This is a genomic window from Mongoliibacter ruber (assembly GCF_003003005.1).
In the GTDB taxonomy this organism is placed as follows: domain Bacteria; phylum Bacteroidota; class Bacteroidia; order Cytophagales; family Cyclobacteriaceae; genus Mongoliibacter; species Mongoliibacter ruber.
Genome location: NZ_PVTR01000001.1, coordinates 506947 through 529271 on the forward strand (window position 1 = coordinate 506947; position 22325 = coordinate 529271).

A 22325-nucleotide genomic window follows, 5' to 3' on the forward strand; every position below is an offset into this window, starting at 1 on the left:
CACAATGAAACCTCATGGGACTTTACCCCATGAACAATTTCGAAATTATGGAAAATAAAAAGAGGGTAGTTATAGGTCTATCCGGAGGAGTGGACTCCTCAGTAGCAGCATATTTACTCAAAGAGCAGGGTTACGAAGTCATCGGGATGTTTATGAAAAACTGGCATGATGAATCAGTTACCATTTCAAATGAGTGCCCTTGGATGGAAGATAGCACCGATGCCATGCTGGTTGCTGAAAAGCTAGGAATACCGTTTCAGGCAATTGACCTCAGTGAAGAATATCGCGAAAGGATAGTGGATTACATGTTTGCTGAATATAAGGCGGGAAGAACCCCCAATCCTGATATTTTGTGCAATAGGGAAATAAAATTTGATATTTTTTTGAAAGCCGCTCAGAAACTCAAAGCTGATTATGTAGCCACAGGTCATTATTGCCAAAGGGATGAAATAGTAAAAAATGATCAGCCGATTTACAGGTTGATAGCAGGAGCTGATCCAAATAAAGACCAAAGCTATTTTCTATGTCAGCTCAGCCAAGAGCAATTATCCAAAGCCTTGTTTCCAATAGGCCATTTGCAAAAATCTGAAGTTCGTAGAATCGCAAAAGAACAAGACCTGATTACAGCCGACAAAAAAGATAGCCAAGGCTTATGTTTTATAGGGAAAGTAAGAATTCCTGATTTCTTGCAGCAACAGTTAAAACCCAAAAAAGGTGAAATTCTAACGGTAGATGCTACCCATAAAGCTTATCAAAATCAAAAAATCCCTGCTGGAATAGATTTAAACGACTTGGATCAGCAGTCTTTGGATGATATTTGTATGCCAATTGAGTATACTCCAGAAGATGGTAAAAAAGTCGGAGAACATAATGGTGCCCATTATTATACTGTTGGTCAGCGAAAAGGTCTTCATGTGGGAGGCACAGGTAAACCCTTGTTTGTAATTAGCACAAACACTAAAGATAATGTGATATACACAGGTCTCGGGGAAGATCACCCAGGGCTAAACAGGTTTGGACTTTTCGTACCCAAAGTGGATGTGCATTGGATCAGGGAAGACCTGAGGTTAAACCCTGGTCAATCCGCCAGGTACCAAACCAGAATCAGGTACCGACAGCCGCTATCTGGGGCTACACTTTTAATGAAAAATGAAGGCTTGTATATCCTATTTGACCAAGCCCAAAGAGGGATCGCTTCTGGACAATTTGTAGCTTGGTATCAAAATGATGAAGCAATAGGGTCTGGAGTTATATTTTAAGAAAAGCCTTTTCGGGATATTTCGAAAAGGCTTTTTTTGATTAACAAATTTGAACCTAATTCATAAATGTCAAAGTATTGGATAAGCCTAATCAAAAATATGTATGTACCCTTTCAATGAGACTCACAACAATTTAACTTTTACAAATTGAGACCACTTTTGACGATCCTTTACGAAGATGAGTACTTTATAGCCATCGACAAACCTGCCGGAGTCTTGGTCCACAAAACCAATATTGCAAAAGAAGAGGAGGAGCTTCTAGCTGTACAGATGCTTCGGGATCAAATCAACTGCAGGGTTTACCCTCTACACAGAATAGATCGTCCTACCACAGGTGTTCTTATTTTTGGGAAGTCTTCTGAAGCGGCCTCCTTACTCCAACCATTGTTCCCAACAGATGCAGTGGAAAAAGAGTACCTTACAGTAGTGAGAGGATTTATGCCTACGGAATCAGGTGAAATAGAATCTCCACTGAAAAAAAATCTTGTCGGTGAACTTCAAGAAGCCTTAACACTCTATACTTCGATTGCACAAACAGAAATCCCTTTCCCATCCTCTCCCAGGTACCCCACAAGCAGGTATTCTTTGATTAAAGCATTTCCAAAGACAGGACGAATGCATCAGATTAGACGGCATATGGCCCATATTAGGCATTATATCATCGGAGATTCCACTCATGGAGACAACAAACAGAATAACTTCTTTAGAAGTCAGTACGGTTTACAAAATATGTTGCTACATGCTTATAATCTCCGTTTTAATCATCCTATTCATAAAATTCAAATTGAAATAAATGCACCATTACCTAAACATTTTCTTGAAATCACCGATAAGATTGGATTAGATACGCCATTTTAAACCAGGTTATTAAAAAATATTTAATTTTGATTTTTCAGTACCCAAAAATGAATCCATTACCTATCCTTTCAAATATGAGATTTAAAATTACGTTAGCCGCACTGGCTATGACATTTTGTGCACAAGCACAGGGAGACAAAGAGCGCATAGAGCAGCACTTTAACGAAAAAGAGGCTATATCCAACTTCCGTTATTTGGCATCGGACGAACTAATGGGAAGAGACCCTATCAGACCTGAAATAGACGCAGCTTCGAGGTTTATTGCCGAGCAGTTTTGGAAATATGGTGCAAGGGAACTTGAAGGAGCAGATGCCTATTACCAAAAGATCCCTTTTCGACTTTCAGGACCTCCAAAAACAGGCACATTGAGTCTAGGTGAACAGAACTTTGTACAAGGGGAAGACCTACTTGTTTTGGATGGGATTGACTACAGCGGCTCACATGAAATCATTGTCCTAGGCTATGGTTTAGAAAGTGATTATGAAGGTAAGGATGTCGAGGGTAAAATTGTGGTTACCAACATTGGCGAACCGGGAAAATTGAGTCCTTCAGACTTATTTGCCGGAGGACGTAAAAAACTGGCATTGGCTAAAGCTAAAGGAGCCGTAGGTCTGATTGAGATCTTTAATGTACCTACCCTACCTTGGCAGATGGCTACCAATTTCCTTAATCGTGCGCAATTGACTATTGATGCCAATCAGGATGGAAAAAGCATCCCATACCTATGGCTCAAAGACCCAAATAATGAACTCATCAATGCAATGGGAAAAGGAGAGTACAAATCTGCGGAAATAGAAATCCAAGGAAAAGTAAATCGTTCTATCATAGGGAAAAATGTCGTGGCCTATATTGAAGGTACAGATCCACAGCTTAAAAACGAATATGTTATGCTTTCGGCACATTATGACCATGTAGGTGTTGGAAGACCAAATGCTGAGGGTGACTCAATATACAATGGAGCCAGGGATAATGCTGTAGGTACAGTGGCTGTAATAAAAGCTGCAAAATACTTTGCAGAAAATCCACCGAAAAGATCAATTCTTCTTTGTGCTTGGACAGCTGAAGAAAAAGGACTTTTGGGTAGTGCTTTCTTCGCCGACAACCCACTTGTACCGCTCAATCAAGTTATTTACAACCTCAATATTGACAATGGTGGATATAACGACACCTCTATTATCACCGTGATAGGATTTGGCAGAACCTCTGTTGATCCTTTGATTGCTGAGGCCACTGAAGTATTTGGTTTGAAAACCATAGGTGACCCATCTCCTGAACAAGGATTATATGACCGATCTGATAATGTCAATTTTGCCAGAAAAGGCATTCCATCGCCTACCTTCAGTTTAGGTTTTACGGCATTTGATGAGGAAATAACCAGACACTACCATCAGCCTTCTGATGAAGTAGACAATTTTGATCTTGATTACGCTGTCAAATATTGGAAATCATATATACTCACAGCTGAGAAAATAGCCAATAATGCTGAGCGCCCTCAATGGCAGGAAGGTGATAAATACGAAGAAGCAGCTAAAGAACTTTATGGTTTAAAAGACTGATTTTGATAATTTAAAGCACAAAAGAGCCCCTTAATTCCGGGCTCTTTTGTTTGCTACAAAAATGATCAGTGCTGATGTCATAAACATGATCAAACTGTATATGGCAATGGGTATCGTCATTTCTGAATTTTTGAGAAGGGTCGCAGCTATCATAATACCAAGCGTGCCATTCTGAATTCCTGATTCTATCGAAATTGTAAGTCTTTGTCGCTTGGGTAATAAAAACACAGTTGCAAGGAAAAACCCAACAGTCAAGGTTAAAATATTTAAAATCAACATCGCAGGACCCGACAAGACAAAATATTCTACAATGGAAGCTCTCTCCTTAAATATCGCAGCAAATAAAATTAAGGCGAAGAAAACAGCTGAAGCAAAGCGTACAGGCCTATCGGCTTTTATTGCCAGTAATGGGAATTTCTTCTTCAAAAACATACCTATAGAAACAGGCACAAGTGTAACTCCCATAATCTGAACGATAGTCTCCAAGACAGGAAGTGTTATACTCCCCTCCTCTCCAAAATAACTGATGGCAAAATTCACAATCAGTGGTATGGAAACAATCGTCACAAATGAGCTCACCGCTGTAAGACTAATGGACAAAGCAATATCCCCTCTTGATAGATGAGTGATCAAGTTTGAGGTCGCTCCACCTGGACAAGCTGCCAAAATCATGATGCCAACAGCCATGGCTCCTGTAAGACCAAAAACATGCACAAGAGCAAATCCAAAAACCGGAAGTAGAATCAATTGATTAGTAAGCCCCAAGAATATTGCCTTTGGAAACAACAAAATATTTTTAAAATCCTTGAGGGTAAGGCTAAGCCCCATGCCAAGCATGATGAAAGCGAGTGCCAAGGGCAAAAAAACAGCAGTTAAAATACTATCCTCCATGGTAATTTTGGGTTTGGTTAAGCATAAGCATAAACCAACAATTTAAAATTTTTTGATTGTATTTGATGTTCCCTTTATTTTTTTCTTTTTAAAAATTCTTTTGTTGGTTTGGATGGGCTAATTAAAATCTATTCCTAATATGGAAGGTGCTGAACTCAATTATCGGGAATTCGTTTTTTTAGTATAATTTTCCAGTCAATGAAAAAATCTTTCTCAATACTGATAATTGCTTTAATCACTTTTGCCTGCATAAATGGTGATGAGGATTTAAAAGTGGGTACTCAGCTTTTAACCAATACTGACTTTTCCCGGTCTGACAGCTCGGTGTCCCCATGGTCATCAATCACACCTCGGGGGTTTATTACAGGTGTGAGTAGAGACAACTTTAGATCCGGGAATCAATCAATATTTATTGAAAGCACTGATAGCTTAAGTACTGAATCCGCTATCTGGAAACAATCCTATTCAGGAGTAATGCCTGGACCAGGACAAAGGCTAAGACTCAGGGCATTTATCAAAGGGGATAACATTACTTCCAATGGGTCTGTTAGCAATGTTTTTATATCAATAAGAGCCTTCCCGGTAGAAGACTCGGGCGGAACTACAATAGGTAGGTTTGCATCAACCCAGAACCTTATCAGTGTCAACGGCACATTTGACTGGGAGCCTTTGGAAGTAGCTTTACCAAATGTCCCTTCTGAAATCGACCATATTATTGTGTATTTGGTTATGTCACAGAGAACATTCGGCAAAGTGTATTTTGACGATGTTACGCTTACTGTGGAATAGAAATCACCTAATACCCTGATCAGGATATTTAGCAGTTACTGTTCTGCCAAAGGCCATCATTTCTTCTACCTGGGCGTCTCTTTCACCATTTGGAAAAATTACAGGACCAATTCCAGCTTCTTTCTTTTTGTAGTCTAAATAACCAATCACTATTGGGACCTCCGCACCTAAAGCGATATGGTAAAATCCAGTCTTCCACCTAGGCGCATAACTTCTCGTACCTTCGGGAGTCACCATGATAACCAATTCGTCAGCTTCTTTGAGCATGTTTGTCATAGCTTCTGTATAGGTTTGTTTTCTACCCCCTGGTATTCTTTTACGGTCAATGGCAATGCCGCCCAATACCTTGATGAACCAACCAAGTGGCCCCACCATGACTTCCTTTTTAATGGTGAATTTTACGGGAATATCCATCAAATAGAAAGCTGCCCTTGCATAAAGTAAATCCCAATTGCTCGTGTGCGGAATAGCAATCAAAACAGCTTTTTTGAGACCTTCTGGCCAACCTATATTCAACTTCCAACCAGCAAGGAAAAACACAATCTTTGATAAAAATTTCATCATGGGGATACAATATTGGGATTGGAGTTTGAAAGTTCTAAAATACTGGGATTTTCTTCAATATAAATCAAGGCCGATTCATATCCAGCTTGGAAGATTTGCTGAGACTTTTTGATGTCAAATACACCATATCTCGCAAGACCTTTTGGCTCAATAAAGTAATCACACTTGTTTTTTCTGCTGTAGACATTATAATTCATGGACATAATCACTGTCCTTTCTATCAATTTCTTTATGTTATTGATGGTGTGTTCTACGGGAAGATGATTACAGTTTACTCCGATAATATAATCACAAGTACCTTCCAAAGGCTCAACAGGAAGGTTGTTCAACACTCCACCATCAACATAAAACCTATTGTTAATCTCTATAGGGTCAAACATTCCAGGGATACAGCTCGAAGCCATAAGGGGCCTGATAAGCGATCCTTCTGAGAAATAAGCCACCTTGCCTCTTTTTATATCAGTAGCGGCTACAGTAAGTGGTATTTTAAGGCTTTCAAAAGAATTGTCAGGAATGTATTTTAAAAATAACTCTTCTACCACATCCATCTTCAAGATCCCTGTCCAAGAAATGGCAGGTCTCAAAAACTTAAAATAGTTTGTCTTGACAATAATCTCCAGGATTTCAGAGGGATCATGTCCAGAACAATACAAAGCACCTGCTATAGCTCCGGCACTACTGCCACTTAAGCGATTAGGGTAAATACCTTGATCATTAAGCGCCTTGAGCACACCCAGGTGAGCGATCCCTCTGACGCCACCACCAGAGAGGGCAAGTCCTATTTTTTTTTCAGATTTCATCTAAGGAAAATGTTTGGTTCAACCTTACTCCTTTTTCGGTCATTTTTACTGTACAACACTCGTGAATGGGGTCGTGTTCCAGAAAAATGATATAGTCATTAGCAGCAGCTTCTTCCAAAAAACGTTTCTTCTCTTCCAAAGTAATCAAAGGCCTGGTATCGTATCCCATTACGTAAGGAAGCGGGATATGCCCAACTGAGGGGAGTAAATCTGCTGCAAAAACGAGGGTCTTTCCTTTGTATTTGACTTTAGGAATCATCTGTTTGTCAGTATGCCCATCTGCTGTGAAATAATCAAATCCATTGAAAAAAGTGTTGTTTTCAAGATCCAAATAATCGAGTTGTCCACTTTCTTGTATCGGAAGAATATTTTCTTTAAGAAAAGAGGCTTTTTCCCTACTATTGGGTTCTATTGCCCAATTCCAATGATCCTTGTTTGTCCAATATTTGGCATTGGGAAATCTCATTTGCGGAATCTTAGAGTCAGCATCTTTGTGAAAAACTCCACCGCCACAATGATCGAAATGCAAGTGTGTCAGAAAATTATCGGTGATATCATTGAAGCCAAGACCGGCTTTATGCAAAGACTTCTCCAAGCTATCATCACCATGAAGGAAATAATGAGAGAAAAACTTAGCATCTTGCTTGTCACCTATCCCATTGTCAATCAATACTACCTTTCCCTCAGACTCAATAAGTAAGCATCGCATTGCCCAAGTGCAAAGGTTATTTTGATCAGCAGGGTTGGTTTTGGACCACAAGGATTTAGGTACAACACCAAACATGGCACCGCCATCTAATTTAAAAAAACCTGTATTAATTACTTTTATATTCATATGTGTAAAATAAAAAAACACAATACTCTCTGGCATAAAAACCCAAAGAATATTGTGTTTAATCAGGTTTGATTTCACTATTCTACGAAAACCCCCATAGCACAGAACTTGTCAATTCTTTGTTCTGATCTCTTTTCGGGTTTAATCTTATCCAATTCTTTTAAAGCCTCAAGAATGGTGGCCTTAATGGTCTTGGCCATATTTTTCATATCCTTATGCGCACCACCCAATGGTTCTTCTATGATACCGTCAATGAGGCCATTTTGTTTCATGTCATTTGCAGTCAATTTCAACGCTTCTGCGGCTTGTTCTTTATAATCCCAACTTCTCCATAGAATAGAAGAACAAGACTCAGGAGAGATCACCGAATACCATGTGTTTTCCAACATGTACACTTTGTCTCCTATAGCTATCCCCAAAGCACCTCCAGAGGCTCCTTCCCCAATAATGATACAGATCACCGGAACTTTGAGCATAAACATTTCTTTCAGGTTTCTGGCTATTGCCTCACCTTGTCCTCTTTCCTCTGCCTCAAGTCCTGGAAATGCTCCTGGAGTATCTATAAGCGTCACAATAGGCTTACCGAATTTCTCAGCCATCTTCATAAGCCTTAAAGCTTTTCTATAACCTTCTGGATTTGCCATCCCGAAATTACGTTCTTGCCTCTGTTTGGTATTCCTGCCTTTTTGCTGCCCTATGAACATTACAGACCTGCCATCTAGGTCTCCAAGACCACCGATCATGGCCTTATCATCTTTGACTGTACGGTCTCCGTGTAATTCAACAAAATCATTGGTCATTTCATAAATGTAATCCAATGAATAAGGTCTATCCGCATGTCTGGAAAGCTGAACCCTTTGCCATCTGGTCAGGTTCTGGAAAGTTTCTTTTTTCAAAATCTGAATTTTTTCTTCCAATGACTGAATATCGGCAGATAAATCCACTCTCCTGCCCTTTGCCAAGTCCTTCATTTCCTGAAGTTTCAACTCCAAATCAGCAATTGGTTTTTCGAATTCTAATAGCATACTAAGGTTTTTTGACTAAGACAAAGATAAAAATATTCTTAGTAAGAAAAATTTTTAATTACACGACAAGAGCTCAAGTAATAAAGAAACGCCGGGATATACTATAAATTAACTTTGGTACATATATAGATCATAAATAAAAAACGTCTCAGATTTAACTGAGAATTTGCGGAATAGCCTGTCCCGTGGAACGGGAGACGGGACTCGAATCTACCTGGGGCAGACAGGCCCGCGACCTTCCCGATGTATCGGGACAAGCATTCTAGCCAGCTGAACTACCATTGATTAAAACTTCAATGTATTCCCTACTTTTCTGGGCTTTGATAAAATTTTCTCTTTTAAGTGCATCGGTTTTTGTTGTGTAGATTTCAGTATAAACCAATACCCATGGTTGTTTTTTACCTGTGTATCCTTTATGTGGGCGGTTGTGTTTCTCCAAGCGTTCACCTATGTTGTGAGTGACACCTACATAAAAACTTTTATCCTTCATGGATTGAAGGATGTATACAAAAAAGGCCATAAATAAAAAAAGTCCCAAGTTTTGCTTGGGACTTTGCGGAATGGACGGGACTCGAACCCGCGACCTCCTGCGTGACAGGCAGGCATTCTAACCAGCTGAACTACCACTCCTAATTATCTTTTTTTAATTTGATGATAAACAAATTTGCGGAATGGACGGGACTCGAACCCGCGACCTCCTGCGTGACAGGCAGGCATTCTAACCAGCTGAACTACCACTCCAATACTTTTAAGTTGTCACTTGTGCTCTTTTGCAAAATTTCAATCTTCGGAATGGACAGGACTCGAACCAGAGACCTTCCCGAGAAATCGGGACAGGCATTCTAACCAGCTGAACTACCACTCCAATACTTTTAAATTGTCACTTGTGCTCTTTTGCAAAATTTTAATCTTCGGAATGGACAGGACTCGAACCAGAGACACTCCCGAGTAATCGGGACAGGCATTCTAACCAGCTGAACTACCACTCCTAATTATCTTTTTTTAATTTGATGATAAACAAATTTGCGGAATGGACGGGACTCGAACCAGAGACCTTCCCGAGTAATCAGGACAGGCATTCTAACCAGCTGAACTACCACTCCAATACTTTTAAATTGTCCCTTGTGCTCTTTTGCAAAATTTCTATCTTCGGAATGGACGGGATTCGAACCAGAGACCTTCCCGAGTAATCGGGACAGGCATTCTAACCAGCTGAACTACCACTCCTAATTATCTTTTTTTAATTTGATGATAAACAAATTTGCGGAATGGACGGGACTCGAACCAGAGACCTTCCCGAGTAATCGGGACAGGCATTCTAACCAGCTGAACTACCACTCCTAATTATCTTTTTTTAATTTGTTGATAAACAAATCTTCGAAATAGACAGGACTCGAACCGGAGACCTTCCCGAGTAATCGGGACAGGCATTCTAACCAGCTGAACTACCACTCCTAATTATCTTTTTTTAATTTGTTGATAAACAAATCTTCGAAATAGACAGGACTCGAACCGGAGACCTTCCCGAGTAATCGGGACAGGCAGTCTAACCAGCTGAACTACCACTCCTGATTATCTTTTTTTAATTTGATGATAAACAAATTTGCGGAATCGACGAGACTCAAGCCAGAGACCTTCCCGATTAATCGGGACATGCAGTCTAACCAGCTGAACTAACATTCCGTTTCCCCTATGATAAAATCAGTTGACATTTTCTTTTGAATCTGATCTAGCTCCTGCAAATTTTCAGGAAAACTACTGAATTATCATTTTTGAATTTCAAAAAAGAGCCCCCTGCCGGGATCGAACCAGCGACCTACTGATTACAAGTCAGTTGCTCTACCAGCTGAGCTAAGGAGGCTTTTTTGTTTTTCTATCAGCCCTTTGACTGAAATCGTGGTGCAAATATAGAGGTATAGATTAATGGTGCAAAGGTATTTTAAAAAAAAATAAGGGGACAAACCGCATCCCCTTATTTATGAGACAATTAAAATTCTCTAATGATGGAAAGTTTTTTCTTGAGCTTCTCAATTTCATTTTCTGCTTTGATGATTTTTTCATCAAATTGATCTTTTAACTTATCTGCAGTTTTAGAAGCAGCAAAAAACTCAAGGTTATTTTTCCATAAAGTGATGTTGTTTTCAAGATCCGAAATCTGCTTGCGGATGCCATGCTCTTTTTTATTCAACACACGGTTGGCATTTGGATCAGCCTGAAGCTTGTTTAAATTTAACCTAAACAAAAATTCTTCTTTGCTTCCACCTTCTACCCCTAACTTATTCACATACGCGTCCACGGCTTCGTTGAACTTTGAAGTAATTTCCTTCATATTTTTCCTTGGAACGAAACCTATCGCGTTGAAATCGGCTATAAACTTTTCCAAAGCTTCTTCAGTCAAGGCTTCTCCACTATCAGCAGCTTCACGAATTTTACCAATTAATACTTCTTTGGTTTTCAAGTTTTCCTCAAACTCCTTATTGACTTGTTTGTTTGCATTTCTTCTATTTTCAAAGAAGGTATCACAAGCATTTTTGAATTTGCGGTATAACTCATCCCTGACCTTTTCTGGTGTTGGTCCTATCTTCTTCCATTCCTGTTGAAGTCCAATCAACTTAGAGGAGGTTTCTTGCCAATCCGTACTCTCCATCAACCCCTCTGCCTGTCCAATCAACTCCTCGGCTCGTTTCTTATTGGTCAGCCTTATTTCATCTAACTCTTTGAAGAATTGATTTTTATTATGGAAAAACTGCTTGAAAAAGCCCCAAAACTTCCTGTTTACTTCTTTCCCAGCTTCTCTAGGCACAGGTCCTGTACTTTCCCACTCTTTTTGAATAGCTAATACTTCTTTGGTTTTCACATTCCAATCCTTAATCTTACTTGCTGTAAAATCTTTAAAGGCTGAAAGGTTTTCTATCAAACTTTCTTTTTTGACTAGGTTTTCCTTGAATACTTCTTTTTGGCTATCATAGTATTCCTTTCTTCTCTCATAAACTGCATCAGAGGCTGCTTTAAATCTTTGCCAAAGCTGTTCCTGCTCTTCCCTTGGCACAGGTCCTATATGCTTAAACTCCTCATGAAGATCATTTAGAGCTTTGATGGCATCTTTCAACTCCTCTACCTGGATTAAAGCTTCTGCTTTTTCACAAATCTCAAGTTTATGTTCAAGATTCTTCTTCCTATCTAATTCCTTCAGTTCAAAATAAATACTTCTATTGTCATAAAATCTGTCCATTAAGGCATTATAAGATGCCCAGAGACTCCTGTTTTGTGCACTAGGTACTGGACCTATTTTCTTCCATTCTTCTTGGATATTTTTTATAGTTGTAATACTATGGGTAGTTTCCTCACCATCTACAAGATCTCTTAGCTTGTCAAGAATTTCATTTTTAGACAGTAGATTTTGTTCTTTCTTTTTTTCCTGATCCTTTAGAAAATTAGTTTTCTTTTCTCTGAAATCATGATATGAAGCAAAAAATAATTTATCCTCATCATCTGATCTAAATTGAAAGTCATCTTCCAATCCTCCATTGTCTAAAAAATCTTTTAAGGCTGCTTCTTTTTCTTTGTTATAAATGGCATCAAAGTACCCTTTTATTTCATTGATGACAGGATCGATTTTTAGATATTTCTCTGTTGCAATCAAAGTCTTAATTGCAGCAAGAAGTTCAGACTTGGAGCTCTCAGAATAATCATTTTCTTCAATTTCTTCGTCATCATTATCATCTTCATCAGACTCTTCGTGAGGCTGATTTTCATTGATGCTTTGAGTATCATCAGTCTGCTTTTCAGAGCTTACTTGCTCTGTTTCATTCTCAGAAGTTATAACCTCCGAACTTTCAGCTTTTGGGGGAACTTCTGTTTCCTCAGTACTGATATTAGATTCCTCTACCTGTGAATCTTTAGTGTTCGATTGAGTCTCTTCAGCAGTTTTTGAAGTCTCTTGGTCTACTTTACCACCACCAACTGTATCTAAATTGGTTTTGGTCACCTTGTCATTTTCAGACATTTCCTTGTCATTATCCATAATGTAATCGGTACTTATTTGATATCCGTAAGAAGCAAAAGTAATAAAATGATTTAATTTAATCTTGGGTCTATAGGATAATTTGCCAACATCTGATATTCCCCACCCATATTTTTCAAAATTATTTTCCACAATTCTTCCGGAGAAGCGGTAAAAATATTTTCCGAATCAACAGTTTCACTGACGATCCATGTATTTTCATCTATTTCTGTATCTAGCTGACCTATAGACCAACCGGAATATCCTATAAAAAAACGGATAAGATCTGTTTTTAAAATCCCTAGGTTTATTTTGTTCAAAACATCTTCAAAATTACCGCCCCACCATAAATCTTTTGCAAGCTCTATGCTGTTTTCAGTCAGCTTCTCACCATAATAGATAAAGTGTAGCGTGTTTTGTTCAACTGGCCCTCCTACATAAACTTCACAGCCTGATAATGGGACATCGTCCATCAATTCATTCAGTTTTAATATAGAAAGCTTGTTTAAGACCAGTCCGAATGAACCATTTTCATTATGTTCACAAACCAACACAACAGACCTTACAAAATTTTCATCTTGTAAAAATGGTTCTGAAATCAAGAGACTTCCTGCCTTTGGTTCTATTTTCCTCTTCTCACTCATGAAGTATATAAAAGTTATTTCGGGTAATTTATGGTTTAATTTTTTAAATGCAATAAGTATGATAATTTTATAACCAAAAGATAATCATTATGGAAATCGCAGATATCCGAAAGGAATATTCTCTTAAAACACTGGAAATTTCAGAAGTAAACCCAAATCCAATAGAACAATTTAAAGCATGGTTTGAAGAAGCACTCAATTCAGAAGTACTTGAAGCCAATGCAATGAACCTCGCTACCATCAGCAAAGACGGTAGGCCAAATTCAAGGATTGTGCTTTTAAAAGGTGTAGATACAGGATTTGTTTTTTTCACAAACTACAAGAGTACCAAAGGAACCGAAATTGAATCCAATCCATATGTCTCTGTAACCTTTCACTGGGCAGAACTTGAAAGACAGGTAAGAATTATGGGTAAAGTGGAGAAGGTTTCAGCCGAAGAATCTGATGAGTATTTTTTCTCAAGACCCTTCGCAAGTCAGATAGGTGCTTGGGTATCTCCGCAAAGTTCGGAAATTGATAGTAGAGAATTCTTGGAGAGTAGGGAAAAGGACTTACATGCTAAATTCACCCCTGAAAGCATTAAAAGACCCGAACACTGGGGAGGGTATAGGATCGCACCAGAAGAAATCGAATTTTGGCAAGGAAGACCTAGCCGACTACATGATAGAATCACTTATAGGCAAGATCAAAAAAGTATCTGGAAAATTAGCAGGCTGGCACCTTAATATGCCAGCTTTTATTTTAAATTGAACAAATCGGATATTCCTATCATTCTCTCTACCGTAAACCCTTCTCCATAAATAGTGTTGATGCTGTGGCCAAACTCTTTGCCTCTGGCATCAATAAAATCCAAAAAGCCTGAAGAAGAAATAAAACTTTCCGGTTCTTTGCTATTTGGGTCATAAAATTGAGATTTAAAGGCTTTGATACTCTCCATTTTTTTATCCCAAAATTCAGTAACATCTACCACAAAGTCCGGCTGAATATAATTATTTTGGATATAGTGATAAATGTATTGTGGCCTCCAAACGTCTTGAGGCTGTCCATCCCATTCCGTTTCAATTTTGCGTAAACCACTCATAAAACAGGCTTTAGATGCCAAAACACCACCTTTACCGTGGTCTGGGTGTCTGTCTGTGACCGCATTTGCGAGTACTATTTCAGGTTTGTATTTCCTAAGGTATCTGACAATTTGTACTTGATGCTCAAAGTCATCTTTGAAAAACACATCCTTGAACTTAAGATTCTCACGCATCGATAGACCTAGTTTTTCGGCAGCCTCTTTGGATTCTTCCAGCCTAATTTCAGGCGTGCCACGAGTACCCATTTCACCTTGAGTAAGGTCCAAAACTCCAACTTTATATCCTTTATCAATATGCGATGCTATAGTGCCTGAGCAAGCCAGTTCAGAATCATCAGGATGTGCTGCAATTACAAGAATATCAAGTTTCATAAAATTATCATCGTTTTATCAACGTATCCTAAGTCGTTGACCTACCCTTAAAATACTATTGGTTGAAATATTGTTTAACCTCGTCAGAGTACTTACCCTTACACCATACCTACGCGCTATAGTACTTAGATTTTCTCCGCTCCTGACTCTGTGGTACACGGCTTCTTGTGTTTGTATCACATGATCAAAACTAGATGCTGTGATCATGTAAACATCAGACCTTAACCTCCCGAGATTAAAGTCAAACATTTCCGTTGGATTGATAGACAAGCCTTGATAGCGGACTTCAAAATGCAAATGTGGCCCTGTACTTCTGCCAGTACTCCCCCCCAATCCAAGGATATCTCCTGCCTTCACTTCCTGTCCTACTTCTGCAATCAATTTAGACATATGGCCGTAGAGTGTCTCTAGTCCATTCTTATGCCTTACGACTATATAGTAGCCATAACCATTTCTATCGAATGACCTTACCCTTACTATACCGTCAAAAACAGAATAAATGGGATCCCCAGTCCTCAACCTCAAATCTGTCCCATGATGCCATCTAAATCTTCTAAAGCCGAACTCAGATGTTATCTGTGTCGTCTCAAGTGGCATTTTATAGTCAGTTCCAAAAAAAGGATCATGTAGCTTTACGTAAACTGTATCTTTAAATTCTTTGGGGTTAAAATCATAAATGTTGATTTTTCTGCTATCCCAAGAAGAATAATATTCAAAAGCAGTAACCCAAATACTATCAATTAGAATTTTTTCAGAAACCTGTACTAGCTGATTGGTAGGTGCCCAAATTAGAGAAAGGGTATCCTCTGAAACAATACTCAGCCTTCTCTTTAAATTCACAAAATCTCTGAAAAGTAAAGAATCTGTTTCTTTGGTCAGGTTCTGAAGGTAAGTCTTTGAATCAAAAAGCCGAAGATCTCTCTGTACAGGGTTGAGAGGTGCTGGAGTTGTTTCAGACTTTGGCTTTTTAATAATCTTTGGAAAAGTTTGCGCATGGGCTCCTAATGAACCCATGCACAAAATTATTATTGAAACTAATAGTTGTTTTTTAATTGTCATTAGAAAGCATTCAAACTATTCTTGAGCAGCCAAATATCTTTCAGCGTCAAGTGCAGCCATACATCCTGTACCCGCTGCAGTTACCGCCTGACGATATACATGATCCTGCGCATCTCCGCAAGCAAATACTCCTTCAATATTTGTTTTGGTGCTGCCTGGCTTTGTTAAGATATATCCATTTTCATCCATTGTAATAGAATCTTTGAAAATGGAAGTATTGGGTTCATGCCCAATAGCAACAAAAAAGCCAGAAATTTTAATTTCTCGTTTTTCACCGGATTTATTATTAAAAACCCTTACACCTTCTACTTCATCCTGACCCAAAATCTCTTCTGTTTCAGTATTCCACATTACTTCAATCTTAGGATTTTTCAGCACCCTGTTTTGCATGATTTGAGAAGCTCTCATTTCATCTTTCCTTACCAGCATATAAACTTTGTTACAAATATTGGCAAGATAAGAGGCTTCTTCACAAGCTGTATCACCAGCTCCTACTATGGCTACATCCTGACCTCTAAAAAAGAACCCATCGCAAACGGCACAAGCTGAAACACCTTTACCATTAAGTCTCTCTTCACTTTCAATACCCAGCCATTTGGCTGAAGCTCCTGTCGAGATGATGATTGTATCAGCATGTATTTCTTTTTGATCATCTACAATAACCTTGTGCGGTTTAGATGAAAAATCAACTTTGGTCACCATACCATACTTCACTTGTGTCCCAAATCTTTCAGCTTGTTTTCTGAAATCTTCCATCATTTCAGGCCCCATGATTCCTTCTGGATATCCAGGGTAATTTTCTACATCAGTTGTGATGGTCAATTGACCCCCGGGCTGAGCACCGGTAAATAGTAATGGATTCAAACCAGCTCTTGAAGCATAAATCGCAGCAGTATATCCCGCCGGGCCAGATCCGATTATTAGAACTTTTACTTTTTCTATTTCAGAAGACATTATGTTTAATTTTTGGGTTAGCAAATTTTGATAAAATACCCTACACAACAAAGTTAATACCTGTTAAAATTCCCTGCACTTTGATGAATAGATGATCGTCAGAAAGTTAAAATTTAAAACTTAGCTTTTGTTAGTAAATTTGGATTTAGAGAAACAAAAAAAGGGGAAGCTCCCCTTTTTAATATAAATGCTAATATAGTCGATTTAGCCCAGATAAGGCTTAAGGGTTTTACTTCTTGAAGTATGTCTTAACCTTCTAATAGCTTTTTCTTTAATCTGTCTCACACGTTCTCTGGTAAGGTTAAACTTCTCACCAATCTCTTCCAGAGTCATCGCATGCTCTCCATTCAATCCAAAATAAAGTGTAATCACATCAGCTTCTCTTGAAGTCAGGGTAGAAAGAGCTCTTTGAACTTCTTTTCGAAGTGAATCAGTCATCAAACCATCATCTGGCTTTTCATCACCGTCATTTTCCAAAACGTCCAAAAGACTGTTTTCTTCGCCTTGTACAAATGGAGCATCCATAGACACATGTCTACCTGAGATTTTCATCGTATCTACAACTTCACCAGCTGTGACCTCCAAGACCTCCGCTAATTCCTCCGGAGATGGCTCTCTTTCAAATTTTTGCTCAAGTTCTGAAAAGGTTTTACTGATTTTATTGAGTGACCCTACCCTGTTGAGAGGTAACCTTACGATTCTGGATTGCTTTGCAAGTGCTTGAAGAATGGATTGTCTAATCCACCAAACTGCATAAGAAATGAATTTAAAACCTCTTGTTTCATCAAATCTCTGTGCTGCTTTGATAAGCCCTAGATTTCCTTCGTTTATAAGGTCTCCCAAAGAAAGCCCTTGGTTTTGGTATTGCTTGGCAACAGATACTACGAATCTTAGGTTTGCTTTGGTCAATTTTTCCAATGCTAGTTGATCCCCTTCTCTGATGCGTTTGGCTAGCACCACTTCTTCATCTGCCGTCAGTAGATCAACTTTACCAATCTCCTGAAGATATTTATCAAGTGATTGTGATTCTCTATTGGTAATCTGTTTGCTAATTTTTAGCTGCCTCATTCAAGAATATTTTTGCGGTTAAGAACAAATACTATAACAGAAATGCTTCCAAATAAAGTTCATTGTATATTATACACGATTGAACTTAATCTTTTTTCTCGGATTTTTCTGGTTTTGGTAACAATACTTTTCTAGATAGTTTGAACTTTCCTGTTTTTTTGTCAACATCAATAAGTTTAACAACTATCTCTTCTCCTGGTTCAAAGACACCTTCCATATTTTCAAGTCTTTCCCACTTGATTTCTGAAATATGCAATAAGCCATCTTTTCCAGGCATGAATTCAACAAACGCACCGAAAGGCATAATGTTCTTAACCTTGCCAGTATAAGTTTCTCCAATCTCAGGCTGTGCTACTATTCCTTTAATTCTAGAAACAGCTGCGTCCATTGACTCTTGGTTATTTGAGAAGATGTTGATTTTACCAGCGTTATCCTTTTCCTCAATGATAATTGTAGCTCCAGTGTCCTTTTGGATTTCCTGAATAACTTTACCGCCAGGCCCTATCACAGCACCGATCAATTCTTTAGGAATTGACATGATAAATGATCTTGGGGTATGTGGTTTCAAGTCAGCTTTAGGTGCTGCCAAGGTCTTCGTGATCTCATCTAAAATATGAAGTCTACCAGCTTTAGCTTGATAAAGTGCTTCTTTAAGAACACTGTAATCAAGACCTTCCACTTTCAAATCCATTTGACAAGCAGTGATTCCTTTGGCCGTCCCTGTCACTTTGAAATCCATGTCTCCAAGATGATCTTCATCACCTAAAATATCAGATAGGATAGAATACTTCCCTGTTTTTGCATCTGAAATCATTCCCATTGCAATACCGGTAACTGCAGATTTGATCGGGATACCAGCATCCATCAAGGCCAATGAACCTGCGCAAACAGTTGCCATTGATGAAGAACCATTTGATTCAAGAATATCAGAAACTATACGGATTGTATATGGATTCTCGTCGTCTTTTGGCAATACTTTCTTCAAAGCCCTCATGGCTAGGTTGCCATGTCCAACTTCTCTCCTACCCGGACCTCTGTTGATTTTTACCTCACCAGTAGAAAATCCAGGGAAATTGTAGTGTAAGAAGAATTTATTATAACCGGATATTACAGCTCCATCCACCATCTGCTCATCCATTTTGGTACCAAGGGTACATGTGGTGATAGATTGTGTTTCTCCCCTTGTAAATACAGCCGAACCATGTGCTGACGGAAGGTAGTCTACTACTGACCAAATAGGTCTCACTTCGTCAAGTTTCCTGCCATCAAGTCTCTTTTTCTCATTGAGCGTAAGATTTCTTGCAGCTTCTTTATGTATTTTAGAAAAGTATGGGCCAATCAAACTGGCTTCATATTCATGTTCTTCTCCTAAACTTTCGATAAACTCTTCTTTGATAGCTTTGATTAATTCTGATCTCTCAGATTTGTTGGCTATCAATTTACCTACTACATCATAGCACTTTTGGTAAAGTTCATTATGCATTTTTTCAAACAAAGCCGGATCAGATTTTTCGTGGTTGTACTCACGCTTAACCTCCTTACCTACAGCGATTGTTAATTCTTTTTGTATTTGGCAATGCCTTTTGATTTCTTCATGGGCAAGTTGCATGGCTTCTACCATTTCATCTTCCGAAATCTCATTGGCTTCACCTTCTACCATCAAAATGTACTCTTCAGAACCTGCTACAATAAATTCCAAGGAAGCTTGTTCCAATTGAGTTGGAGTAGGATTGATGATCAGCTGTCCATCTATTTTTGCAACGCGAACTTCGGAAATTGGCCCGTTGAAAGGGATATCCGAAACAGCTAGTGCAGCAGATGCGGCAAGGCCTGCTAAGCAATCCGGTAATACATCAGAATCAGATGACATCAAGGTGATTGCTATTTGGGTGTCTGCGTGATAATCATCTGGAAAAATAGGTCTGATTGCTCTGTCGACTATCCTGCTGATCAATATTTCATAATCAGAAAGTCGGCCTTCTCGTTTTAAAAATCCTCCGGGAATTTTTCCAGAGGCAGCAAATTTTTCTTGGTAATCTACGGACATCGGAAGAAAATCAACTCCTTCTCCTGCCTCTTTTTTGGACATGGCGGTTGCTAAAAGCATCGCATTGCCCATTTTTACTACAACAGCACCATCAGCCTGTTTGGCCAATGCTCCCGTTTCAATAATGATTTCTCTACCGTCCTCTAGGGTGATAGTTTTCGAAATTACGTTAGGTAACATACAATTTTGTTAAAATAATTAAGCTAAGATTTAAAAGTAAGGTTTAATATCGTGGGGAGTTAAAAAAGTAAGGTTCTCTACAGGAGAACCTTACAATCAATCTGGTATTATTTTCTTATTCCAAGTTCAGCAATAATTGCTCTATATCTCTCGATATCGTTTTTGATCAAATAGTTAAGTAAACTTCTTCTTTTACCTACTAATTTCAAAAGACTCAATCTTGAAGAGTGATCTTTTTTGTTGATTTTCAAATGTTCTGTCAGGTGCTGAATTCTGTAAGTGAACAACGCAATCTGAGATTCCGGTGATCCTGTGTCAGTTTCAGTCTTCAACCTGCCATGATTCTTGAAAAGCTCTGCTTTTTTCTCTGCGGATAAATACATGTCTAGTTAAATTATTTTTTTAGAATTTTAAACAGCGCAAAGGTAAAACTATTATTCCTAATTTAAAAATGCTCTCATTTATTTGGAGAACAATCTTTTAATAGGTTTGAAGGCCTTTTTGAAAAACTCTACATAGGCATCAGCTTCAAACAACCTAGCATCCTTCCTGGCCTGTTTTAAGAAGAACAGCCCAAAGGGCAAGAGTACAAGATTTGAAAACCAAGTACCGAAAATAGGATCCGTAATTGCTTCTTTAGCCCACTTTTCACCTGTAATGGTGAGCATATAGTAAACAATGAAAAAGATGATTGAAAGGAGCACAGGCATCCCCAAACCTCCTTTTTTGATGATGGCTCCTAAAGGTGCTCCTATCATAAACATCACTATACAGGCAAAAGCTGATGTGTACTTTTGATACCATGCTATCTGAAATCTCCTGTATTCTCTTTCAAGGTTATCAATTTGAGTGATTTTGGTATTGAAATTATTCTTGACCGTACGAGCATTATTCAAAGCTACTGTAGCGGCCCTGTTTCTGTAATTTCCTGCAGACACTATAGAATCAAACTTTACTTTTTGAGCTTCGGTAAATTCCTTAGGACTTTCCTTTATTTTTAATTCAACGGAATCTGGTTTTCGGTCTTCTTCTAATTTTTCTCGCCAATCTGAAGGCCTCTGAAACTCTCCTTTAGTCAATTTTTTTGAATTTTGACTTGAATCTACTGAACTCTCATTCTCTTTAGTATTCTCGATAGAGTTTGGTAAAGTGTCCAATTGATTGGGTAAATCCACTATTCCAAGAGAATCTTCCATCAGTTTCAACTCTTCACGCTCAAGTGAATCAATGGCTATCAAGCTTGAATCAATTTTGGAAGCTTCTACCCCTACACTGATTAAGCTATCTTCCTTTCTTTCCTTCCTAAATTGAAGCCTTGCTTCCCTTAGAGAGTCATAAATAGCCTTTCCTCTAACAACATCTTCAGGAGGTCTTATCTTTCTATTCCTTGTGAAATAGGAATAAGATGATTCAGTCGTTAGGTAATTATAATAAATGATCTGATTGATTTCACTAGCCATCGAATCCAATCCGTCTCTAAGTTGTGCGATATTCTTGATAGACCTGTTTGTAGACCAAAGATCTTCTGGAGTTCGGTTCATCTGAAAAGATTCAAGGTTGAATACCATTTGATTCTCGGAGAAATTAGTTCGACTAAAATCCACAGGCTTTTCTGTAATGCCTCTCTGGGCTCTTGATTCTTTATAGCTGACGCCATTGTACAGCGTCAATCTCATATACCTGTCATTATAGAAAGATTCCATCCTACCTGAATCTGCAAGAATCACATTGATATTACCTTGCCCCTGTGAATGGTCATAGATGATGACATCTTTTAACCTTACATCATCCATTTTTCTATTCACTTTTATGCTATAGTTGGGTATCCCTGCATAAAACACTCCTTCTTTGATATCCAAAGCAGGGGATTTCATCCTGATATCATAGAGCAAACTGAATGTCTTCAGATTGACTTTGGGAACCAAGTAATTATTGGATAAATATGCAAAAATGGTCAAGACTACCACAAAGACACCAATTGGTCTCAACGCTCTTAAAAGTGAGATACCGCTACTTTTGATAGCTGTCAATTCAAAATGCTCCCCAAGGTTCCCAAATGTCATCAAAGAAGACAAAAGAACTGCCAGAGGTAGAGCCATAGGGGAAATGCTGATCACAAAATAAGAAATCAGTTCCATGTAAATCATAAAATCCAAGCCTTTGCCAAAAATCTCATCAAAGTACTTGAGCATATTTACCGTGAGCAGAATAAAATCCACCACAATAAATGTCAAAAAGAACGGACCTATAAAGGATCCCAGAATAAGCTTATCAAGTTTTTTCATTAGGTAATTATCGCCACTTGCAAAAGTTCAACGGCAAAGTTGGCAATAATATTCA

Annotated in this window: 20 protein-coding genes and 3 tRNA genes; 5 read left to right on the forward strand and 18 right to left on the reverse strand. The window is 38.5% G+C overall.

Translation table 11 applies throughout. The features are described 5' to 3' along the window. The first annotated feature begins 47 nt into the window (after positions 1-47). From mnmA to CLW00_RS02275, 3 genes are all read left to right on the forward strand, one after another. On the forward strand, positions 48-1259 hold the full coding sequence (gene mnmA / locus CLW00_RS02265) for a tRNA 2-thiouridine(34) synthase MnmA (protein ID WP_106132224.1): 1212 nt from the start codon (positions 48-50) through the stop codon (positions 1257-1259). 147 nt (positions 1260-1406) lie between these two features. Further along, positions 1407-2117 carry a pseudouridine synthase gene (locus tag CLW00_RS02270; protein WP_106132005.1) on the forward strand — a complete coding sequence of 237 codons (711 nt, stop codon included), beginning with the start codon at positions 1407-1409 and terminating at the stop codon, positions 2115-2117. Between the two features lie 74 nt (positions 2118-2191). After that, positions 2192-3673 (forward strand): M28 family peptidase, encoded by a 1482-nt coding sequence (locus tag CLW00_RS02275; RefSeq protein WP_106132225.1) that lies wholly within the window; start codon positions 2192-2194, stop codon positions 3671-3673. A 30-nt stretch (positions 3674-3703) separates the two neighbouring features. Here CLW00_RS02275 and CLW00_RS02280 read toward each other — a convergent pair whose 3' ends face one another. Further along, a complete protein-coding gene (locus CLW00_RS02280) occupies positions 3704-4564 on the reverse strand; it encodes a bile acid:sodium symporter family protein (protein ID WP_106132006.1) in 861 nt (286 codons plus the stop codon). A gap of 198 nt (positions 4565-4762) precedes the next feature. Between CLW00_RS02280 and CLW00_RS02285 the strand changes: the two genes are divergently transcribed. After that, positions 4763-5353: a hypothetical protein gene (locus tag CLW00_RS02285; protein ID WP_106132007.1), complete on the forward strand. Its 591-nt coding sequence runs from the start codon at positions 4763-4765 to the stop codon at positions 5351-5353. A gap of 3 nt (positions 5354-5356) precedes the next feature. Here CLW00_RS02285 and CLW00_RS02290 read toward each other — a convergent pair whose 3' ends face one another. The 10 genes from CLW00_RS02290 to CLW00_RS02360 all read right to left on the reverse strand — a co-directional run bounded on the left by CLW00_RS02290 (position 5357) and on the right by CLW00_RS02360 (position 13224). Further along, entirely contained in the window at positions 5357-5917 is a 561-nt protein-coding gene (locus CLW00_RS02290) for a 1-acyl-sn-glycerol-3-phosphate acyltransferase (protein ID WP_106132008.1), read from the reverse strand. Beyond that, positions 5914-6717, reverse strand: a complete 804-nt coding sequence (locus tag CLW00_RS02295; RefSeq protein ID WP_106132009.1) for a patatin-like phospholipase family protein — start codon at positions 6715-6717, stop codon at positions 5914-5916. The genes CLW00_RS02290 and CLW00_RS02295 overlap by 4 nt, the downstream gene beginning before the upstream one ends. Beyond that, positions 6707-7552, reverse strand: a complete 846-nt coding sequence (locus CLW00_RS02300) for an MBL fold metallo-hydrolase (protein WP_106132226.1) — start codon at positions 7550-7552, stop codon at positions 6707-6709. The genes CLW00_RS02295 and CLW00_RS02300 overlap by 11 nt, the downstream gene beginning before the upstream one ends. Positions 7553-7629: 77 nt before the next feature. Then, positions 7630-8577: an acetyl-CoA carboxylase carboxyltransferase subunit alpha gene (locus CLW00_RS02305; protein WP_106132010.1), complete on the reverse strand. Its 948-nt coding sequence runs from the start codon at positions 8575-8577 to the stop codon at positions 7630-7632. A gap of 262 nt (positions 8578-8839) precedes the next feature. Next, positions 8840-9097, reverse strand: a complete 258-nt coding sequence (locus CLW00_RS02310; protein ID WP_106132011.1) for a GIY-YIG nuclease family protein — start codon at positions 9095-9097, stop codon at positions 8840-8842. A gap of 36 nt (positions 9098-9133) precedes the next feature. Then, positions 9134-9207: transfer RNA gene (locus tag CLW00_RS02315), tRNA-Asp, on the reverse strand. Positions 9208-9244: 37 nt separating this feature from the next. Further along, positions 9245-9318: transfer RNA gene (locus CLW00_RS02320), tRNA-Asp, on the reverse strand. Positions 9319-10365: 1047 nt separating this feature from the next. Further along, positions 10366-10438 (reverse strand) — tRNA-Thr (locus tag CLW00_RS02350). A 126-nt stretch (positions 10439-10564) separates the two neighbouring features. After that, positions 10565-12601 (reverse strand): DUF349 domain-containing protein, encoded by a 2037-nt coding sequence (locus CLW00_RS02355; RefSeq protein WP_106132012.1) that lies wholly within the window; start codon positions 12599-12601, stop codon positions 10565-10567. Between the two features lie 53 nt (positions 12602-12654). Further along, a complete protein-coding gene (locus CLW00_RS02360) occupies positions 12655-13224 on the reverse strand; it encodes a YqgE/AlgH family protein (RefSeq protein WP_106132013.1) in 570 nt (189 codons plus the stop codon). Positions 13225-13313: 89 nt separating this feature from the next. Between CLW00_RS02360 and pdxH the strand changes: the two genes are divergently transcribed. Further along, entirely contained in the window at positions 13314-13949 is a 636-nt protein-coding gene (gene pdxH, locus CLW00_RS02365; protein ID WP_106132014.1) for a pyridoxamine 5'-phosphate oxidase, read from the forward strand. A gap of 11 nt (positions 13950-13960) precedes the next feature. Here the strand turns inward: pdxH and bshB1 are convergent, their stop codons facing one another. The 7 genes from bshB1 to CLW00_RS02400 all read right to left on the reverse strand — a co-directional run bounded on the left by bshB1 (position 13961) and on the right by CLW00_RS02400 (position 22270). Then, the gene (bshB1, locus tag CLW00_RS02370) at positions 13961-14677 is read right to left on the reverse strand and encodes a bacillithiol biosynthesis deacetylase BshB1 (protein ID WP_106132015.1); all 717 of its coding nucleotides are present in this window, start codon (positions 14675-14677) and stop codon (positions 13961-13963) included. An 18-nt stretch (positions 14678-14695) separates the two neighbouring features. Further along, entirely contained in the window at positions 14696-15736 is a 1041-nt protein-coding gene (locus tag CLW00_RS02375) for a peptidoglycan DD-metalloendopeptidase family protein (RefSeq protein WP_106132016.1), read from the reverse strand. Between the two features lie 15 nt (positions 15737-15751). After that, positions 15752-16690 carry a thioredoxin-disulfide reductase gene (gene trxB / locus CLW00_RS02380; RefSeq protein ID WP_106132017.1) on the reverse strand — a complete coding sequence of 313 codons (939 nt, stop codon included), beginning with the start codon at positions 16688-16690 and terminating at the stop codon, positions 15752-15754. Between the two features lie 204 nt (positions 16691-16894). Continuing rightward, positions 16895-17758 (reverse strand): sigma-70 family RNA polymerase sigma factor, encoded by an 864-nt coding sequence (locus CLW00_RS02385; protein WP_106132018.1) that lies wholly within the window; start codon positions 17756-17758, stop codon positions 16895-16897. 85 nt (positions 17759-17843) lie between these two features. Continuing rightward, complete coding sequence (gene pnp, locus CLW00_RS02390) at positions 17844-19985, reverse strand: polyribonucleotide nucleotidyltransferase (RefSeq protein WP_106132019.1); 2142 nt, start codon at positions 19983-19985, stop codon at positions 17844-17846. Between the two features lie 107 nt (positions 19986-20092). Further along, positions 20093-20368, reverse strand: a complete 276-nt coding sequence (gene rpsO, locus CLW00_RS02395) for a 30S ribosomal protein S15 (protein ID WP_106132020.1) — start codon at positions 20366-20368, stop codon at positions 20093-20095. A 78-nt stretch (positions 20369-20446) separates the two neighbouring features. Further along, positions 20447-22270: an LptF/LptG family permease gene (locus CLW00_RS02400; RefSeq protein WP_106132021.1), complete on the reverse strand. Its 1824-nt coding sequence runs from the start codon at positions 22268-22270 to the stop codon at positions 20447-20449. Between the last annotated feature and the right edge of the window lie 55 nt (positions 22271-22325).

Bases quoted from the DNA above. Each gene is read 5' to 3' on its own strand.
- CLW00_RS02305 (WP_106132010.1), bottom strand. From the start codon at position 8,577: ATGCTATTAGAATTCGAAAAACCAATTGCTGATTTGGAGTTGAAACTT.
- CLW00_RS02285 (WP_106132007.1), top strand. From the start codon at position 4,763: ATGAAAAAATCTTTCTCAATACTGATAATTGCTTTAATCACTTTTGCC.
- CLW00_RS02355 (WP_106132012.1), bottom strand. From the start codon at position 12,601: ATGGATAATGACAAGGAAATGTCTGAAAATGACAAGGTGACCAAAACC.
- mnmA (WP_106132224.1), top strand. From the start codon at position 48: ATGGAAAATAAAAAGAGGGTAGTTATAGGTCTATCCGGAGGAGTGGAC.
- CLW00_RS02360 (WP_106132013.1), bottom strand. From the start codon at position 13,224: ATGAGTGAGAAGAGGAAAATAGAACCAAAGGCAGGAAGTCTCTTGATT.
- bshB1 (WP_106132015.1), bottom strand. From the start codon at position 14,677: ATGAAACTTGATATTCTTGTAATTGCAGCACATCCTGATGATTCTGAA.
- CLW00_RS02275 (WP_106132225.1), top strand. From the start codon at position 2,192: ATGAGATTTAAAATTACGTTAGCCGCACTGGCTATGACATTTTGTGCA.
- CLW00_RS02385 (WP_106132018.1), bottom strand. From the start codon at position 17,758: ATGAGGCAGCTAAAAATTAGCAAACAGATTACCAATAGAGAATCACAA.
- CLW00_RS02400 (WP_106132021.1), bottom strand. From the start codon at position 22,270: ATGAAAAAACTTGATAAGCTTATTCTGGGATCCTTTATAGGTCCGTTC.
- pnp (WP_106132019.1), bottom strand. From the start codon at position 19,985: ATGTTACCTAACGTAATTTCGAAAACTATCACCCTAGAGGACGGTAGA.
- trxB (WP_106132017.1), bottom strand. From the start codon at position 16,690: ATGTCTTCTGAAATAGAAAAAGTAAAAGTTCTAATAATCGGATCTGGC.
- CLW00_RS02300 (WP_106132226.1), bottom strand. From the start codon at position 7,552: ATGAATATAAAAGTAATTAATACAGGTTTTTTTAAATTAGATGGCGGT.
- CLW00_RS02375 (WP_106132016.1), bottom strand. From the start codon at position 15,736: ATGACAATTAAAAAACAACTATTAGTTTCAATAATAATTTTGTGCATG.
- CLW00_RS02280 (WP_106132006.1), bottom strand. From the start codon at position 4,564: ATGGAGGATAGTATTTTAACTGCTGTTTTTTTGCCCTTGGCACTCGCT.
- CLW00_RS02290 (WP_106132008.1), bottom strand. From the start codon at position 5,917: ATGATGAAATTTTTATCAAAGATTGTGTTTTTCCTTGCTGGTTGGAAG.
- pdxH (WP_106132014.1), top strand. From the start codon at position 13,314: ATGGAAATCGCAGATATCCGAAAGGAATATTCTCTTAAAACACTGGAA.
- CLW00_RS02310 (WP_106132011.1), bottom strand. From the start codon at position 9,097: ATGGCCTTTTTTGTATACATCCTTCAATCCATGAAGGATAAAAGTTTT.
- CLW00_RS02295 (WP_106132009.1), bottom strand. From the start codon at position 6,717: ATGAAATCTGAAAAAAAAATAGGACTTGCCCTCTCTGGTGGTGGCGTC.
- rpsO (WP_106132020.1), bottom strand. From the start codon at position 20,368: ATGTATTTATCCGCAGAGAAAAAAGCAGAGCTTTTCAAGAATCATGGC.